This window comes from Candidatus Delongbacteria bacterium (assembly GCA_020634015.1).
GTDB lineage: Bacteria > CAIWAD01 > CAIWAD01 > CAIWAD01 > CAIWAD01 > JACKCN01.
Map to the genome: position 1 here is coordinate 213,468 of JACKCN010000002.1, position 18,089 is coordinate 231,556.

Sequence of the window (18,089 nt, forward strand, 5' to 3'; positions counted from 1 at the left end):
GCCACCCACCTCGCCCGCTTCCTCAAATGAGAGTGCCCCGCAGCGCAGGGCACTCGTGACGCACGCGTCACGCCAGGGTCGAAGGCGTTCCACGAATGCCATTCGTGGAACGCCCGGAGGTGGGGGCTACTTGAGCAGGGTCAGCCGGTGCGCCACGATCTGGTCGCCGAAGGATACCATGGCCAGATAGGTGCCACTGGCCAGCTGGCGTCCGGCGTCGTCCAGACCGTTCCAGGTGATGTCGTAGACGCCGGCGCCGGAGACCACGACCGCAAGGGTGCGTACCAGCTGCCCGCGGATGTTGTACAGCCGCACCATCATCGGGCCTTCGGGGAGGCCGGCGGGGACGGTGATGCGCAGGGTCGTCGAGGGATTGAAGGGGTTCGGGAAGTTCTCGACCAGCAGCAGGCTGACCGGCTGCGTCGCGCCCCCGTCATCGGGTACGCTGGTATTGTCGTTGAAGCTCGTGAAGGGCGAGATCACGCTCCAGGTGATGCTGAGCGCGACGATCTCATCGTGCAGGTCCAGAGCTTCCTGGGATTCCGGATCCAGTTGGTAGTACTGGATCATCATGGTCTCGATGGTGCGCTTGGCCCAGACCTTGGGCAGGTAGGCGCGGCTTTCTTCGTATCCGCCGGAAAGATCGGCCATGTAGGTGTACTCAACGGGCTGGCCGAAGGCGGTTCCATGCAGGGTCAGACTCAGCGGAGCAGGGTTCGTGTAACGCGCCGCCACGATCATCTGGCGTCCCACGTACAGATTCGGCAGCGGTTGCGGTGCAAGATCAAGGACCGCCGGAGTGGTCTCGACCCAGGGCTGCATCAGCACGGGATTGCGCACCAGCAGGTAGAACTCGCTGATGCGAGTCTCCAGTTCGTCGTTCTCGAGGAACTCGGCGAAGCCATTGTTGTGCGCCGAGATCTGGCCCAGCAGCGGGTGGTTCACATCCATGCCGATGCCGAAGGAGAACAGGTTCAGAGGCGCATCCAGTGCGTCGAACAGGTTGTCGATGTGATTCGTCAGCGTGGTGGGATCGGTGATGCCCATCGTCGGGACGCCATCGGTCAGGAAGATGATGATGTTGGCCGTGGTGCTGCTGGCGTTGTCGAACTGGGGCACCGCCATGTCGAAGGCGCCCGAGATGTTCGTGCTGCCGCTGGCGTTCTGGGCGGCAATCCAGCTCAGGGCCTGACTTTCCGTCACGGGCGTGTACTCGACATGTTCCGGTTGGAAGGCGGACATGCCCGAGGCGAAGGAAATCAGGTTGAAGCGGTCGCCTTCGTTCAGATGGGTCACGATGAAGGAGGCCGCCGCGCGGGCCTGCACCATCTTGTTGCCTCCCATGCTGCCCGAGCGATCGAGGATCAGGGTGAAGACCTTGTCCATGATCGCCTGCTGGTCATCGGGATCCGGCTCGGCCACGAACATCAGGAAACCGTTGGCGCCGTCCTCGGGCATCAGCGAGTCCGGGATCATGGTGCTGGTGGCGAAGAGTCCCAGTTGGTCCAGGCTGAGCTGGTACTCCACCGTGAAGTCCAGATCCGGGTAGCCCGCCAGATCGTGCCAGTCGATGTGACCGGTGCCTTCCACGAAGCCGATGTCCGCACCGACCTGGCCGCTGGTGAGCGTCAGGGACTGGATGTCGCGGTCCGAGGCCAGATTCAGGCTGTATGACGTGGAAATGATCTGGAACGGCAGGATCGGTGCCAGATTGCCCGGATGCCGCATGCTCACCGTGCCGTTCTCGTAGGGCAGGAATTCCACGTAGTCCAGCTCGACGATCAGGGTGGAGTCGGGCACCAGGTTGTGTTCGAAGTGGAAGACGATCGGCGTGGGCCCCAGGAAAGTCGTCAACGCGGGATTGGGCGTGCCACCGGGCAGGCCGGGATCCTGTGGTCCGATGCCGATGGGCACCTCGGTCCAGCTGCCGTTCAGGCGGTAGCGCAGACGGGTGGCGCTGGCCTCGACCGGCAGCGGGAAAGCCCAGACGGGCTCGAAGGCGTTGTTCAGCGGGTTCACGAACTCGCTGCGCACATGAGTCACGGCCGCCTGATTCTCGACGTATACATCATAGGCCGAGTTGGCCGGTGGAAGGATCTGCAGGTTCCCGGCGTTCAGCACCACCACACCGAATGCGTGGGCAAGGTTGACGAGAGACAGCAGCAGAAGTACACGCAGGGCGTTCATGTGAGACCTCCGGGGGTGAGGCGACCGTGGGGTGATGACAAGCGCAATCGCTCCTGACGAAAGCAAAGCCTGTGCCAGAATTGTGGAATCGCGTCGATCGTGCGTCAAATCGCCCTGTCCATTTCTGTGCGATGTCAAGGAAAGCCAACAGCGGGCACCAATCATGACACTCCGTAAAGAGTTCTGCAGCAAGGATCGCCAATTCGCGTGCAGCGGTCGACAGTTCGTTGGGACAAACTGGCTTCAATGCCCCAGTGGTCAGCTCGGGGCACCCGTTCGATCAAGGTCTTTCGTGGAGAATTCCGACAGGTCTGGCGGTAGTTCGCCGATTCTGGCGCATGTGGCCGGCTGGAGGAGCGTCAGGGCTTGCGCACGATGGCGATCAGGGAAACGCCCCAGGGGAAGTCGTGGCGGGGCAGCCAGTGGCGCTCGCTGCTGAATATGGCGTGCAGCAGGCGGTTGACCGGGGGCGAGGGCAGCTCCATGTCGTTGCCGTGGTCGCCGGTCAGTTTCTTCAGCAGGCGCACGGCCAGCACCAGCGGAAAGAGCAGAAAGTTGTAGTAGCTGAGACGCTCGATGCGGAATCCGGCCTCCAGCAGCAGGGCGCGCAGCTGCGGAGCCCGGTAGCGGCGGAAGTGGCCGTGTTCCTCGTCGTGGCGGCTCCAGAGGAAATGGAAGGCGGGCACGGTCAGCAGCAGACCACCGCCGGGGGCCAGCGCGCGGTGGAGCACCGCCAGGGTGGCGCGATCGTCCTCAATGTGCTCCAGCACGTCGGTGAGCAGCACCCACTGCAGAGAATTCGCCTCAAAGGGAAAGGCCTCGGGCAGGCGACCTTCCCGCAGCTCGGCATCGCGCCCGGCCAGACGTCGCCCGGCGTGTTCCAGCGCGCGCGGGCTGCTGTCCAGGCCCACGGGATGAACCTGCGCAGGCAGGGAGGCCAGCAGCAGACCGGTGCCGCAACCGGCGTCCAGCACCCGGTCGCCCGCCTTCAGCCGCGAGGCCAGCAGACGGGTCAGGATGCCGCTGCGCGCGCGGAACCAGAAGTGCTCCTGCTGTACGTCTTCCATCTGGTCGATCAGGGCGTCGTTCATGGGGTCGGGTCCTTGCCGTGGGTGGTGCCGTGCGGTCTGCGGTGCGCCAAGATAGGGTCCGGCCACCACGGGGTGAAATGTCCCAACCCCGGCTCACCTTTGCGCCCGTTCGCCTCCTCAGCTGCGCTGAAGAGGGGGGCGATTTTGTTCTTGACATCGCAACAGGTGTTCAGTAGAATCTGAACAAAAAGGAGCAAGACCATGAACACTCGACGCTTCCTCCACCTGCGGCTGCCGCATTTCGTCGCCGCGGTCGAAAGCCGGCTCAACCCCCTGCTGCGGGAGCGTGCCTTCGTGGTCTGCCGCGGGGAACATGATCGCAGTCAGCTGCTGGGTGTCTCGCCCATGGCCGCCGCCCTGGGGCTGAAGGCCGGCATGTTGCTGGCCCACGCGCGCCGTCGCCACCCCGAGATCCTGGTGGTCAGCGGCAGCGAAGAGCGCAGTCTTTCCCTGGGCAACCGGGTGCTCGAGCTGCTGCGCGAACTGAGCCCCGACCTGCGCCAGCAGGGGCCGTCGTCCTTTACCATGGATCTGAGTGCCTGTGGCCAGTTGCACCCCGATGCCCGCACGCTGGGACGCAGCATTCTCGAGCGTCTGGCCAGCGGTCTGGGTCTGGAGGGAGCCATCGGCATCGGCGCCAGCCCGCTGGCCGCGGTCTTCATCGCCCGCCGTGCCGCCGCGGGTGAAGTCACCTGTCTGGATGCCCAGGAGGAAGATCGCCTGCTGCGCACCTTCCCGGTGGACTGGCTGCCCGGCGTGGACAGCGCATTTTCCGCCCGCCTGGCCGAGATGGGCATCCGCACCCTGGGCGAGGCCCGTGCGATCACCCCGGCCTTTCTCGAGAGGGTCTTCGGCGAGCGTGGCCGCCTGCTGGTTCGCGAGTTGAACCGGGTACGCACCGATCTGGCCGTGGAAGAACTGGACGACCGTCTGGTGATCCAGCGTCGTCTCCAGCGTGACACAACCAATGAAGTCCTGCTCTGGAGCCAGGTCTTCGAACTGGTGGAAGAAGCTGCGGATCGTCTGGCACGCCAGGAACGCCGCGCTGGTTACCTCTTCCTCGAGCTGGAATGGAGCGACGGGCGGCGCCTGCTGCGCGGCGAGAAGATCCAGCTGCGCTCCGCGCTGCCCACGCTGAGCGAGCTGCGTCGTGTGGCACGCCTGCTGCTGGATCGCTGCCTCGAGGATCGCCGCGCCAGCGTGCGCAGCCTGCAACTGCAGTTCAGCCGCCTCGAGCAGGCTGCCCCGCAGCTGGATGCGTTCCACGCGGCAAAGATGCTGCGCCAGAGCCGCGTCGAGCGCTCCCTTTCTCTGGTCAAGCAGCGCTTCGGCGGAGCCAGCGTGCGTGTTGGCCTGGCGGGCTAGTTCCTCTCGATCACTCCCAAGACGGATCCCTGTGGGTCTGCATGTGTCACCAAAGTGCCCGTTCGCGGGCACTTTGCGTCCCCACCCCTTTCTGCCGGTGCCCGAAAGTCCATGAACGCGCTCGCTCCTTCTGTCATCAGAGTGTCCAATTCCCCTGACGGAAACGCGTGGTTGTCCACGGGTGCTGGCGTCACGCCTGCTGCCACGCCAGCATCCTCCGCTGGCGTCACGCCTGCTGCAAGGCCAGCACCCTCCGCTGGCGTCACGCATGCTGCAAGGCCAGCACCCTCCGCTGGCGTCACGCCTGCTGCAACGCCAGCATCCTCCGCTGGCATCACGCCTGCTGCAAGGCCAGCACCCTCCGCTGGCGTCACGCCTGCTGCAAGGCCCGCACCCTCCGCTGGCGTCATGCCTGCTTCAAAGCCAGCAACTTCCGCTGGCATCACGCCTGCTGCAAGGCCAGCAACTTCCGCTGGCGTCACGCCTGCTGCAAGGCCAGCAACCTCCGCTGGCGTCATGCCTGCTGCAAGGCCAGCAACTTCCGCTGGCGTCACGCCTGCTGCAAGGCCAGCAACCTCCGCTGGCGTCACGCCTGCTGCAAGGCCAGCAACTTCCGCTGGCGTCACGCCTGCTGCAAGGCCAGCACCCTCCGCTGGCGTCACGCCTGCTGCAAGGCCAGCAACTTCCGCTGGCGTCACGCCTGCTGCAAGGCCAGCATCCTCCGCTGGCATCATGCCTGCTGCAAGGCCAGCATCCTCCGCTGGCGTCACGCCTGCTGCAAGGCCAGCATCCTTGCTGGATCACCTGCCGGAGTTGGCGGGGGGGGCGTGGCATGCCGCTTGAATGTCATACGGCCTTCAGTTTCGGCAGCGGTACCCTGGGGCCCGAGGCACTGGTCAAGCGCGCGGCCGAGCTGGGGCATCGTTCGCTGGCCCTGTGCGACAACCGGGGACTCTACGGGATGGTGGCCTTCTACAAGGCCTGCCGCGAACAGGGAGTCCGACCGATCCTGGGCTGCCGCTTTCCCGAAGCGGGCGGTCTGGTGGTGCTGGCACGCGGGGCCCAGGGCTTCGGGGAGCTGTGTCGCCTGGCAACCCTCTCACAACTGGGGCCCGGCCCCTGGCTGGGATCGAGCGGGGCCATGGGGGGGCACTCTCTCACACCGGATACGGACCACGACCCGGCCGCCGGAGAAGCACACCTGCGCTGGAGCGGCGATTCCGCCGAGAAGCTGGGCTACGAGGAACTGCGGAACTTCTATGGCGAGGGTGATCTCTTTCACCCGGAACCGGCGTCAGGACTGGACTACGGCGAGGACCAGGGCGGAGCACAGTCCCCGGTGATCGCGGGCGAGCTGCAGCGCAGGCAGCGCGAAGCCCTGCGCCAGAGCCTGCTGGAATGTGAGGACTGCCAGCTGCTGCTGCCCACGCCCCAGGCGCTGGACTTTCTCTTTCATCCCGAGGGCGAGCGGGTACCCCGTCGGCACGGGCTGCGTTCTCCCGGGGAGCTGGCCGGCAGTTGCGCGGTAGGGCTGGCGCCCACGCTGGACCGCACGCGCGCCAACGTGCTCTACAAGCGGGCGAAGGAACTGGGGCTTCCCTGTGTGCCCCAGTACCCTGTGTACTACGATCGCCCCGAGGACCTGGAGCTTCACCAGTGGCTGCGCGCGATCCACGAGAACCGCCACCTGCATGGGTTGTGCCACAGCGGACGTTTCCGGGCGGGGGCCTGGCTGCGCAGCCCGGGCGAGATACGTCAGGACTTCGCCGGGCTTCCCGAGGCACTGCGCCACGAGCACCGCATCGAGGAAGCCTGCGAGCTGCAACTCGAGCTGGGCGGGCTACGCCTGCCCGCGCCGCGCCTGCCCGAAGGGATCACGGACGCCGGGGACTGGCTGAGGACGCGTTGTCTGGAAGGGCTGCGGCGACTCTACCCCGGGCGTGCCCGGGCCGAGGCCCGCGTGCGACTGACCCGCGAACTGGCCGTGATCGAGGAACTGGGCTTCACGGGCTACTTCCTGGTGGTGGACGAGATCGTGGGCTATGCCCGCACCGAAGGACTGCCGATGATCGGGCGCGGCAGTGCGGCCAACTCCATCGTCTCCTACTGCCTGGGGTTCACCGAGGTGGATCCCGTGCGCCATCGACTGTTCTTCGAGCGCTTCCTCAATCCCTGCCGATCGAGCCCGCCGGACATCGATCTGGACTTCAGCTGGGTCGATCGCGACCGCGTGCTGGCCTTCGTCTACCGTCATTTCGGGCCCGAGCGCGTGGCGATGATCTGCACCATGAATACCTACGCCCTGCGTGGCGCGATCCGCGAGAGCGCACGCATTCTGGGCATCAGTGGCGAGGAGCTGCGTGCCCTGACCCGTCACCTGCCTCACGGCGTGTCTTCCGACTGGGAAACCCAACTGCGCGAGACGCCGGAGAAGTTTGACCTGAGCCCCACGCAGGAGCCACTGAAGAGCGTGCTGCGCATCGCACGGCGCTTGGTGGGACTGCCCCGTCACACGGGAATCCATGCGGGCGGCATCGTGATCAGTCCCGGACCGCTCTGTGACCTGCTCTCACTGGAACGTGCCAGCAAGGGCCTGGTGGTCACGCAGCTGGACATGGGCCCCGTCGAGGAGCTGGGACTGCTGAAGATCGACCTGCTGGCCCAGCGCGGGCTGGGCGTCTACTCCGACCTGCGGCGTCAGCTTGGGCGCGAGGGGCAGCTCGAGAAGATGCCGCACACGGTGGACGGACTGTGTGCCGATCCGCGCGTGCGCGAGATGCTGCGCGAAGGACGCACGATGGGGTGTTTCTACATCGAAAGTCCGGGTATGCAATCCCTGCTGCGCAAGCTGGGATGCGAGAGTTACGAAACGCTGGTAGCCGCCAGCTCGGTGATCCGCCCCGGGGTGGCCGAGTCGGGCATGATGCAGACTTTCATCGAGCGCCACCGCGATCCGTCGAAGGTGGAGTACCTGCACCCGCTGATGGAGGAGATCCTGAGTGACACCTACGGGGTGATGGTCTATCAGGAAGATGTGATCAAGGTGGCGCACGCCATGGCCGGGATGAGCCTGGGCGAGGGGGACCTGCTGCGCCGCGCCATGAGCGGCAAGGGCCGTTCCCACGAGGAGATGCGAGGCATGAAAGACAGCTTCGTGTCGCGCTGTGTGGCGCGAGGCATTGCGCAGGATACGGCCGCCGAGGTCTGGCGCCAGATCGAGAGTTTCGCCGGCTATGCTTTCTGCAAGGCACACAGTGCCAGTTTTGCCGTGCTTTCCTGCCGGGTGGCCTGGCTCAAGGCCTGGCACCCGGCCCGCTTCATGGCCGCCGTGCTCAGCAATGGTGGAGGATTCTACTCGGCGGCTGCCTACGTGCAGGAAGCCCGCCGTCTGGGGCTGCGCCTGCTGGGGCCCTGCGTGAATCACAGTCTGCGCGAGTACCGGGGCCGTGATCAGGAGCTGCGCGTGGGACTGCTGGCCTTGAAGGGACTGAGCGCGAGCACCCTCCACCGGCTGCTGGATGCCCGGCGCGAGGGCGGTCCCTTCCGCAGCTTCCGCGACCTGCGGCGCCGCAGCGGAGCCAGCGCGGACGAGCTGGAAGCGCTCGTGCAGTGCGGTGCCTGTGATGTCTTTGGGGCCACCCGCCCCCAGCTGCTCTGGGGCGTGCGTCTGGCGGAGCACGACACAAACCGGCGGCGCCAGCACAGTCTGTTCGACGAGGTCGAGGAAGTGGCCCCGGCGGGCATCGAGGACTACGGCTGGCTCGAGCGCTGGCTGCACGAGCGGGAGACTCTGGGCTTCGGCCTGCACTTTCACCCATTGGAACTGTATGACTTCGGCAGTCTCCCCGAGCAGTGTGTGCGCGCCGCGGACCTGGCGGCGCGGCTGGTGGACGGGCACGGTGAGCGGATCCGCATGCTGGGCTGGAAGTTCACCGACAAGACCATCCGCACCCGGCGTGACCGGCGTTGGATGAAGTTTCTCTCTCTCGAGGATACCACGGGCACCTGGGAAGCCGTACTCTTCCCCGATGTCTACGACCGCCATGTGCTGCTCAGCCGCGAGCGGGGTCCCTTTCTGCTCGAAGGCACCGTGGAGCGGGAAGCGGAGGTGCCCATGCTGCGCGTGACCCACATGGAACGTGCGGGCCGGCTGGACCCTTTGCGCGCGCGCGAGGTGGCCGCGGGAAGAGCGCTGGAGCGGTTTCAGTTGCCCGCCGGGACCCCGCAGCAGGCATGAGGCCAGCGGAGGACGCTGGCCTTGCAGCACGCGTTGTGCCAGCAGAGGGTGCTGGCCTTGCAGCAGGCGTTGTGCCAGCGGAGGGTGCTGGCCTTGCAGCAGGCGTCGTGCCAGCGGAGGATGCTGGCCTTGCAGCAGGCGTCGTGCCAGCGGAGGGTGCTGGCCTTGCAGCAGGCGTCGTGCCAGCGGAGGATGCTGGCCTTGCAGCAGGCGTGATGCCAGCGGAGGTTGCTGGCATTGCAGCAGGCGTTGTGCCAGCGGAGGATGCTGGCCTGGCAGCAGGCATGATGCCAGCGGAGGTTGCTGGCCTTGCAGCAGGCGTTGTGCCAGCGGAGGTTGCTGGCCTTGCAGCAGGCGCGTGTGCCAGCGGAGGTTGCTGGCCTTGCAGCAGGCGTGATGATGCCAGCGGAGGGTGCTGGCCTTGCAGCAGGCGTCGTGCCAGCGGAGGATGCTGGCCTTGCAGCAGGCGTCGTGCCAGCGGTGGATGCTGGCCTTGCAGCAGGCGTCGTGCCAGCGGAGGATGCTGGCCTTGCAGCAGGCGTCGTGCCAGCGGAGGATGCTGGCCTTGCAGCAGGCGTTGTGCCAGCGGAGGATGCTGGCCTTGCAGCAGGCGATGGTGCCAGCGGAGGTTGCTGGCCTTGCAGCAGGCGTGGCGCCAGCGGAGGTTGCTGGCCTTGCAGCAGGCGTCAAACCAGCATCCAGGGAAAGAAAAAACCCCGGTGCGGGGAAGCATCGGGGCGCGGATGGAAGGTCCATCCAGGGGAGCCAAATGGGATTGGGAAATGGGATCAATGCAAGGTTCAGGAAAGAGGGGGCCCGTCAAGACAACCGCATGGGTTCCGGCATCGGTCGTCCCTGGCCGGGCCCCCGTTCCAGTAACCTGAACTCGGGAAGAAGAATTGCAATGGTCGTGCCAACTCTTCGATCAGTGTCGCAACACAAATGAAATCAAATAGTTGGGAGTGTTTTTGGAGAATGTCGTGGTGAGGTGAGTACGGAACCGTGTAAGAATCGGGATAGAGAAGGTCCGTCGAGCGGGTCGCATGAAGCAAGGGTTAATTTTTTCAGACAGACCGGGGCCGCTGGCGGGCAGGACAATCAATGGCCCGTGGTACATTGGGGCCGACTCATCACTCTCCGGCTTCACACACGTACTCCAGCAGGCAGATCCACATTCGATCCGGGGAGCCATGAAACCCGATGCCCGTTGACCGGTCAATGGGCAGTCGAGTTCGTCCCGATGGCGCGTTCAGCCGCGCCTCATGTACCATCCGTCCTTCCCCAGACCAGGAGTCCATCTGATGTACAAGTCTTCCGTGCGGCGCAGCCTGGCCGCCCTGCTGCTGCCCCTCGTGCTGCTTTCGGCCACCGTGTCCTGCACCGTGGACGCTCATATGGACAAGGGTGGCAAGACTGAATCCGACAGCACGGCCGTCGACAGCACACTGGCCCGCCTCGTTCCCGTGGAAATCTCCATGGTCGACCGTGGCCCCATCAGCGATTACATCCACCTGGATGGTACCGTGACCACCGAAGACATCGTCGAGGTCTATTCGCTGGTCAGCGGCCACGTGGCCCAGTTGCGCGTGGAAGCCGGCGACCGGGTGCGCGCGGGCGACACTCTGATGGTGCTCGAGGATGCGGAAATCCTGCTGGAAGCCCAGCGCGCGGCCAACGACCTGAACAAGGCGGAGCAGGATTTTGCTCGGCTGGAAGACCTCTCGCGCCAGAAACTGGTCAGTTCCCAGGAACTGGACGAGGCGCGCTACCGCCTTGAGAGTGCGCGCCTGGGACGCGACACCGCCGAACTGGCGGTGACACGCACGCGCGTGCAGGCTCCGATCAGCGGCATCGTGGCCGAGCGCCATGTGGGCGTGGGTGCCTGGATCCAGGGGTCGACACCCCTCTTCAAACTGCTGGACGATCGCGAGCTGATTGCCGTGCTCAACCTGCCGGAGAAAGAACTGGACCGCATCGCCGTGCGCCAGGAGGTCCAGGTGATCCTGCAGTCCAGCGACAACGAGGTCAAGGGCTGGATCAAGCGGATCTCCCCGGTGGTCGATCCGGCCAGCGGAACGGTGGAAGTGACGGTGGCCATTCCCGATGCCAATCACCGTTTGCGCAGCGGCATGTTCGCCAGCTTCGCGATCGTCACGGGCACCCGCGAGCAGGCGGTACTGATTCCCAAGCGCTCCATCGTCTACGACCGCAACCGCCTGATCGTGTATGTCATTGAAGAGGGCAAGGCCCGCCGACGTCTTCTGGAGAAGGGATTCGAGGATGAGGACCGCATCGAGGTGCTGGCGGGTGTCAGCGCCGGAGACACCCTTGTGGTGGTGGGCCAGAACAGCCTGAAGGACCGGATGGGCGTGCGCGTGGTGACCGGGGAGGACAACTGATGGCCGCCGCCCGACGCGAGCGCGCCAGTCACCGCGGAGACGGCGGTTTCTTCCGCTTCGTGGTCCAGCGCCCGGTGGCCGTGTCGATGGTCGTGATGGCCGTGCTGGTCTTCGGCCTGATCTCCTTCAACCGCCTGCCGCTGACCCTGATGCCCGACATCTCCTACCCCAGCGTGACCCTGCACAGCGAGTTCGAGGGAGCCGCACCCGAGGAAGTGGAACAGTATGTGACACGCCCTCTCGAGCAGGCGCTCTCCGTGACCGGCAACATGGTCAGCATGAGCAGTCTCAGTCGCGCCGGGCAGAGCCAGCTCAGCATCGAGTTCGCCTGGGACACCAACATGGACCTGGCGATCCAGGAAGTGCGCGAGAAGCTGGACAATGTCTGGTTGCCGGTCGAGGTGGCGCGGCCGCTGATCCTGCGCTACGATCCCTCGCTGGATCCGATGATCCGCATCGGCTTCACCTCGGAACGGATGCCGCTGGACGAATTGCGCCAGCTGGCCGAGGACGTGGTCAAGCGCGAGCTCGAAAAAGTGCGCGGAGTGGCTGCCGTGAAGGTCAAGGGCGGGCTCGAGGAAGAGATCCGCGTGGAACTGGACGAGCAGGCGATCTCGCTGCGCGGACTGAACCTTCAGACCATCAGCCGTCAGCTGGCGTCGGAGAATGTCAATCTGGCCGGAGGCAATCTCAAGGAAGGGCGCACCGAGTACATCGTGCGCGTGCTCAGCGAGTACCAGAGCGTGCAGGAGATCGCCGAGACCCGCATCCAGGCCGGACCGGACACCTGGGTACGCCTGGGCGACATCGGGCGCGTATACCGCGGCAGCCGTGATCCCGACGTGCTCACCCGCGTCGACGGCCTGCCTTCGGTGGAAATCGAGATCCAGAAGGAAGCCGACGCCAACATCGTGCAGGTGGCCAACACGGTGCGCCTGGCACTCTTCGGCCCCACGCGCGAACCGGCGGCTCCCGTGGACAGCCTGGCCGCCCGCCAGGACAGCATGGCGCTGGCCGCCAGCACGGACAAGCCCGCCGCGAAGGGTGGCCCCGGCGGTCGCCGCTTCGGCCCCGGCGGTGGCGGAGGAGATGAGCGTTCCTGGTGGCTGAGCGCCCGGCTGGGCGAGCAAGGCATCCAGACCCACCTGCTGGCCGACCAGAGCCGCTTCATCCAGGGCAGCATCAACGAATTGCGCAGCACGGCCATCATGGGCGGATTGCTGGCGGTGATCGTGCTCTTCATTTTCCTGCGCAGCGCGTACACCACCTTCATCGTGGCGCTCACGATTCCCTTCTCCGTGATCGCCGCCTTCGGGCCGGTGCAACTGGCCGGGCTGTCATTGAACATCATGTCCCTGGGCGGGCTTGCGCTGGGCATCGGCATGCTGGTGGACAACGCCATCGTGGTGCTCGAGTCGATCTTCCGTTGTCGAGAGGAAGGCGACAGCGTGGTCGAAGCGGCCATCCGTGGCACCAGCGAAGTGGGCGGGGCTGTGTTCGCATCCACCCTGACGACCGTGGCTGTGTTCCTGCCGATGGTCTTCGTTCAGGGCATCGCCGGGCAGATCTTCGGCGATCTGGCGCGCGTGGTCGTGTACTCGCTCAGTGCTTCGCTGCTGCTGGCGCTGACCTTCATTCCCATGCTGGCCGCCCTGCAGCCCTCGGCGGACGCCGAATCCGGACGCGGACGCTGGAGCGGCCCCTTCCATCGTGCCTGGTTGCTGACTCCGCTTGCGGGCTGGACTCTGCTGCGCGGATTCTGGAGTACATCAAAGGCCTTCACCCATGGGCGATTCCGCTGGCTGCGGCTGGTGGCATTTCCCGTCGTGCTGCTGCTCCTGCTGGCGCGTGCCGTGGTGCTGTTCCTGGTGGAGCTGGTCCTGCGCCTCGTGGGTGGAGCGCTCTTTCTGGTCTTCTATCTGGCAAGCCTGCTGGGGCGTGGCCTGTTGCGTCTCACCGAATGGCTGGGACGGCGCCTCGAAGGATCCGGCCGCGGCCCCTTCGCACGCCTGGCGGACTTCTATCCACGCGCGCTGGCAGCGGCCCTGCGCCACCGGATCGAACTGATCGGATCGGTGCTGGCTCTGTTCGTGGTCTGCGTGGTCTTCATTCTGCCTCGCGTGGGCACGGAACTGATGCCCACCGTGCATCAGGGCGAATTCCATGTGGACCTGAGCTGGCCGGTGGGCACACCCATCGAACGCAGCGCCGACCTGGCGGGCCGCGTGGAACATTTCCTCCATGGGCAACCCGAGGTGGCCAGTCTGGCCACGGTCACCGGTGGTGACGAGCGCGCTTCCATGGACCGCGAGACCGGGGGACACATCGCGCGCATCACCGTGCGCCTCAATGAATCACGCGATCCTGCCGCCAGCGAGCAGGCCGTGCTGGGCCGACTGCGCCCCTTCCTGGCCACCCAGCCCGAGATGGACAGCCGCATCACCTATCCCGTGCTCTTCAGTTTCAAGACTCCCATCGAGGTGCAGTTGCTGGGCTACGACCTGCACGATCTCAACACGGGCAACCGCATGGTGATGGAAGAACTGGCGCACATGGATGGCCTGGTGGACCTGAACACCAGCCTGCGTCCCGGCAACCCCGAACTGCGCATCACCTACCAGCGCGAGGCGCTCAACCGTCTGGGCCTGAATCTCAAGACCGTGGCCGAACTGGTGCGCGGCAAGATCCTGGGCGATGTGGACACCGAGTTCCGTGATCTGGACCGCCGTGTGGATGTCCGCGTGAAACTGCGCGAGGGCGATCTGGAGGGTGCCGACGCCGTGCGCTCACTGGTGATCAATCCCGGTCAGCCCGTGGCGATCCCGCTCTCGGCGGTGGCCGATGTGGAAATGGCCGAAGGCCCCAGCGAGATCCGCCGCGAAGACCAGGAACGCAGCGCCGTGATCCGGGCCAACCTGCGTGACCGGGACCTGGGCACCACCCTGGTCGAGCTCGAGTCGCGGCTGTCCCGCCTGCCCCTGCCCGATGGCACACGCGTGCAGGTGGTGGGGCAGAGCCAGGAAATGCAGCGCAGCCTGAACAGTCTGTATGGCGCGCTGCTGCTGGCGATCTTCCTGGTCTATGTGGTCATGGCCAGCCAGTTCGAGAGCCTGTTGCATCCGCTGGTGATCCTGTTCTCGGTGCCCTTCGCCTTCATCGGCGTGATCGGCGCCCTCTGGATGATGAACGTGCCCATCTCGGTGGTGGTCTTCCTGGGGGCGATCCTGCTGGTGGGCATCGTGGTCAACAACGCGATCATTCTGGTGGATACCATCAACCTGCTGCGCTCAAGAGGCATGGAGCTGGGCAGCGCCGTGATCCAGGCCGGCTCGCTGCGTTTGCGCCCGATCATGATGACCACGGGCACCACCGTCCTGGGTCTGATCCCCATGGCCCTGGGTGCCGGTGATGCCTCGGAGATGCGCGCGCCGCTGGCGATCACCGTGATCGTGGGACTGACGACCAGCACCCTGCTGACTCTGTTCGTGGTGCCATCGCTCTACAGTCTGCTGGAACACCGCGGTGCCCTGGTGGAAGTCGAGCTGCCCACACGCGCGGACTCCGTGCCCGGGGGAGTACCCCATGAAACTTGATCGCCTGCTGCCCGAACTGTCCCTGCGCCGACCGATCACCGTGCTGATGATCTTCATCGCGATGCTGGTCACGGGCATGGTGGCCCTCCAGCGTGTGCCACTGGAAATGATGCCCAGTGGGTTCAAGTCACCCTGGATGGGCTTCTGGGTGCCCTATCCCAATTCCACGCCCGAGGAGATCGAGGAACTGATCGCACGGCCCTTCGAGGAGCAGTTGCGCACGGTCGCGGGCATCGAGTACCTGGAATCCTACAGCCAGAGCCACGGTGTCTGGTTCTTCATCCAGCTGCGCAACGGAGTGAATACCGATCTGGCCTGGAACCAGTTGCGGGATCGCCTGGACCGGGCCCTGATCGAGGTGGACCTGGACATCGAGAAGGTCCGGCTGCGGCGGATGGGCATGGGGGAGAGCATCTTCTTCATGGGCGTGTCCACCGAAATGGAGCTCAGCGAAGCCCACTGGCTGGCCGATGAGCTGCTTCGCAAACCGCTTGAACAGATCGACGGAGTGGCCAAGGTGGATTTCTGGGGCGGCGACGCCCAGGAACTGCTGATCGACCTGGATTTGGAAAGCCTGGGACGGCATCGCATCGGGGCACGCGAGGTGGTGATGCGTCTCCAGCAGGAGAACTTCGCCCTGGGCAATGGCGAGATCACCGAAGGCAGCCGTCGTCTTACCGTGCGCAGCGACGCGATCTGGCGCACGGTGGAGGAGGTGGCCGACATTCCCCTGCGTCAGGACGGCCTGCGCCTGCGCGATGTGGCCCACGTGCACATCGACGCCCCCGAGAAGACCTGGACCATGCGTGTGGACGGCAACCAGGGCCTGATGCTTTCGGTGGCCAAGGAATCCACGGCCAATACCGAGCACATCTGTCGCGATGTGGACGCGCTGCTGAACAAGGCCATGAAGGACCCGCGCCTTGAAGGGCTCAAGGTCAGCAAGCTCTTCAGCCAGGGCGACTTCATCCGCGAGAGCATTGACAACCTGAAGGAGAGCGCGATCTGGGGCGGCATCTTTTCCACCCTGGTGATCTTCTTCTTCATGCGGCGCTGGCGGATGACCTTTCTGATCACGGCCGCGATTCCCTTCAGCATTTTCGTGACCGTGATGGTGATCTATTTCGCCGGCTGGAGTCTGAACATCATCACCATGATGGGGCTGATGCTCAGTGTGGGCATGGTGGTGGACAACGCGATCGTGGTGATGGAATCCATCCAGAGCCAGCGAGAACATTCCAGTGATCCGGCCACGGCGTCCATCGAGGGGGCCGCCGAGGTCAGCCTGGCGGTCACGGTGGCCACCCTGACCACCGTGGTGGTCTTTCTGCCCCTGATGCTGATCAGCAACAACGCGGGGTTCTCGTTCTACATGACCCGCATCGGCATGCCGGTGGTCAGTTCGCTGCTGGCCTCGCTGCTGGTGGCACTGCTCTTTCTGCCTCAGCTGGTCAGCCGCGCCCGCCTGTTTCACGAAATCAAGGAAAGCCGACTGATCTCGTGGAGCAACCGCAAGGTGGTGGCCCTGCTGGATCGCTGTCTGCGTCACCGCTTCGACACGGGGCTGGTGCTGCTGCTGATCTTCGCGCTCATCGCGATTCCCCAGAAGCTGGTGCCCTCGTCGGGCGAGGGCGACGGCAACGTGAACAATTTCGAACTGAACGTGCAGATGCCCGTGTCCTACAGTTTCGAGGACGCGGATGCCCTCTTCAAGCGCCTGGAAGCGCGATTCGAGGAGCAGCGCGAGCATTACAACATCAAGACCGTGACCGCGCGCCACAGCAATACCTGGGGCAACATCGAGGTCTTCCTGAACAGCGACGTGCAGCGCAGCTGGTACGGACACGCCGCTTACTCGCTGCTGGAAACCGTTGGCCTGTACAAGCGCGGGACGCTCAACCGGGAAGAAGTGATCGAGGACGTGAAGAAGAACCTGCCCACGGTGCCCGGGGTGGAAATGAACATCGGCTGGGGCAACGACGGGCAGGACGAGAATGCGATCACGCTCTCGATCAACGGGCAGGACACCAACATGCTGCGCAGCCTGGCCGAGGAAGCCCGGCGCCGGATGGAGGGACTGCCGCAGATCGTGTCCACCGAGCTGGACGTGGATCAGGGCGACCAGGAACTGCGCCTGGTGACCGACCGTCAGGCCATGGACCGCTCGGGCGTGAGCGCCTCGGCCCTGGCCGGCACCGTACGCTACGCCCTCTCGGGAGCACAATTGCCCGACCTCCGCCAGGGAGGCCGTGAACTGGATGCCGTGGTCCGGCTGGAGGAGGGCGACCGCGACCAGCTGAGCAAGCTCAAGAACCTGACCGTGGGTTCCTTGAACGGGCGCCAGGTACCCATGGGCGAATTGATGGACGTGGAGCACCGCACGGCCATGGGCACCATCCGCCGCAGCCAGGGCAAGAGCTTCATGCGGATCAAGATCGCCACCGATTCCAAGGACAACGATGCGCTCACCCAATCGATCCGCTCGATCATGGAGGGCATGAACTTCCCGCCGGGTTACGACTGGTCCTTCGGGCGCTTTGCCGACCGGCTGCAGGAGCAGCAGAACAGCCAGCAACTGGCGATGATCCTGGCGCTCTGTTTTGTGTTCCTGCTGATGGGGGTGCTCTTCGAGAGCTTCATGCTGCCGCTGACCATTCTGGCATCCATCCCCTTTGCGATCTGGGGAGCGCAATGGGCGCTGCTGATCACGGGGTCCAGCTTTGACCTGATGGCGGGCATCGGCATGGTGATTCTGGTGGGCATCGTGGTCAACAACGCCATCGTGCTGATCGATCGCGTGGTGCGCCTGCGCCATCAGGGCATCGAACGCCACCGGGCACTGCTGATGGCCACCGAGCAACGTTTCCGCCCGGTGATGATGACCGCGGCCACCACGGTCTGCGGCCTGATTCCCATGGCGGTGGGCAATGCGGCACTGATCGGGCTGCCCTATGCCCCCATGGGACGTGCGATGATGGGCGGGCTGCTGGTCTCGACTCTTTCCACCCTGGTCGTGATTCCTCTGGTGTACACCCTGATCGACGACATGGGCCTGTTCTTCAGGCGGCTGTACCTTCAGGTCCGGCTGGGTTCGGCCAAGGTCCCCCGTGAATCCATGGCCGATTCGACGGCTGCCGGTTCCTGACGACATTCCGGCTGTGGACACCCCCGGGGCTGCTGGGAATCTGGCGTTGCCAGTGCCCGGGCCATCCTGCGC

General features: G+C 65.2%; 8 protein-coding genes. 6 read left to right on the forward strand and 2 right to left on the reverse strand.

The window, feature by feature from the left end:
- Positions 1-126: 126 nt before the first annotated feature.
- Entirely contained in the window at positions 127-2,187 is a 2,061-nt protein-coding gene (locus H6678_05075) for a VWA domain-containing protein (GenBank protein ID MCB9473165.1), read from the reverse strand.
- Between the two features lie 359 nt (positions 2,188-2,546).
- On the reverse strand, positions 2,547-3,278 hold the full coding sequence (locus H6678_05080) for a methyltransferase domain-containing protein (protein ID MCB9473166.1): 732 nt from the start codon (positions 3,276-3,278) through the stop codon (positions 2,547-2,549).
- Positions 3,279-3,479: 201 nt separating this feature from the next.
- On the opposite strand from H6678_05080, the gene H6678_05085 reads away from it, so the two are divergent.
- From H6678_05085 to H6678_05110, 6 genes are all read left to right on the forward strand, one after another.
- Positions 3,480-4,643: a hypothetical protein gene (locus H6678_05085; protein ID MCB9473167.1), complete on the forward strand. Its 1,164-nt coding sequence runs from the start codon at positions 3,480-3,482 to the stop codon at positions 4,641-4,643.
- A 181-nt stretch (positions 4,644-4,824) separates the two neighbouring features.
- A complete protein-coding gene (dnaE, locus tag H6678_05090) occupies positions 4,825-8,880 on the forward strand; it encodes a DNA polymerase III subunit alpha (GenBank protein MCB9473168.1) in 4,056 nt (1,351 codons plus the stop codon).
- A gap of 21 nt (positions 8,881-8,901) precedes the next feature.
- Positions 8,902-9,096: a hypothetical protein gene (locus tag H6678_05095; protein ID MCB9473169.1), complete on the forward strand. Its 195-nt coding sequence runs from the start codon at positions 8,902-8,904 to the stop codon at positions 9,094-9,096.
- Positions 9,097-10,181: 1,085 nt separating this feature from the next.
- Positions 10,182-11,279: an efflux RND transporter periplasmic adaptor subunit gene (locus H6678_05100; GenBank protein ID MCB9473170.1), complete on the forward strand. Its 1,098-nt coding sequence runs from the start codon at positions 10,182-10,184 to the stop codon at positions 11,277-11,279.
- Entirely contained in the window at positions 11,279-14,872 is a 3,594-nt protein-coding gene (locus tag H6678_05105) for an efflux RND transporter permease subunit (GenBank protein ID MCB9473171.1), read from the forward strand. Before H6678_05100 ends, H6678_05105 begins: the two co-directional genes overlap by 1 nt.
- Positions 14,862-18,017 (forward strand): efflux RND transporter permease subunit, encoded by a 3,156-nt coding sequence (locus H6678_05110; GenBank protein MCB9473172.1) that lies wholly within the window; start codon positions 14,862-14,864, stop codon positions 18,015-18,017. The genes H6678_05105 and H6678_05110 overlap by 11 nt, the downstream gene beginning before the upstream one ends.
- Positions 18,018-18,089 lie beyond the last annotated feature (72 nt).

Bases quoted from the DNA above. Each gene is read 5' to 3' on its own strand.
- H6678_05075 (MCB9473165.1), bottom strand. From the start codon at position 2,187: ATGAACGCCCTGCGTGTACTTCTGCTGCTGTCTCTCGTCAACCTTGCC.
- H6678_05080 (MCB9473166.1), bottom strand. From the start codon at position 3,278: ATGAACGACGCCCTGATCGACCAGATGGAAGACGTACAGCAGGAGCAC.
- H6678_05085 (MCB9473167.1), top strand. From the start codon at position 3,480: ATGAACACTCGACGCTTCCTCCACCTGCGGCTGCCGCATTTCGTCGCC.
- H6678_05100 (MCB9473170.1), top strand. From the start codon at position 10,182: ATGTACAAGTCTTCCGTGCGGCGCAGCCTGGCCGCCCTGCTGCTGCCC.
- H6678_05105 (MCB9473171.1), top strand. From the start codon at position 11,279: ATGGCCGCCGCCCGACGCGAGCGCGCCAGTCACCGCGGAGACGGCGGT.
- H6678_05110 (MCB9473172.1), top strand. From the start codon at position 14,862: ATGAAACTTGATCGCCTGCTGCCCGAACTGTCCCTGCGCCGACCGATC.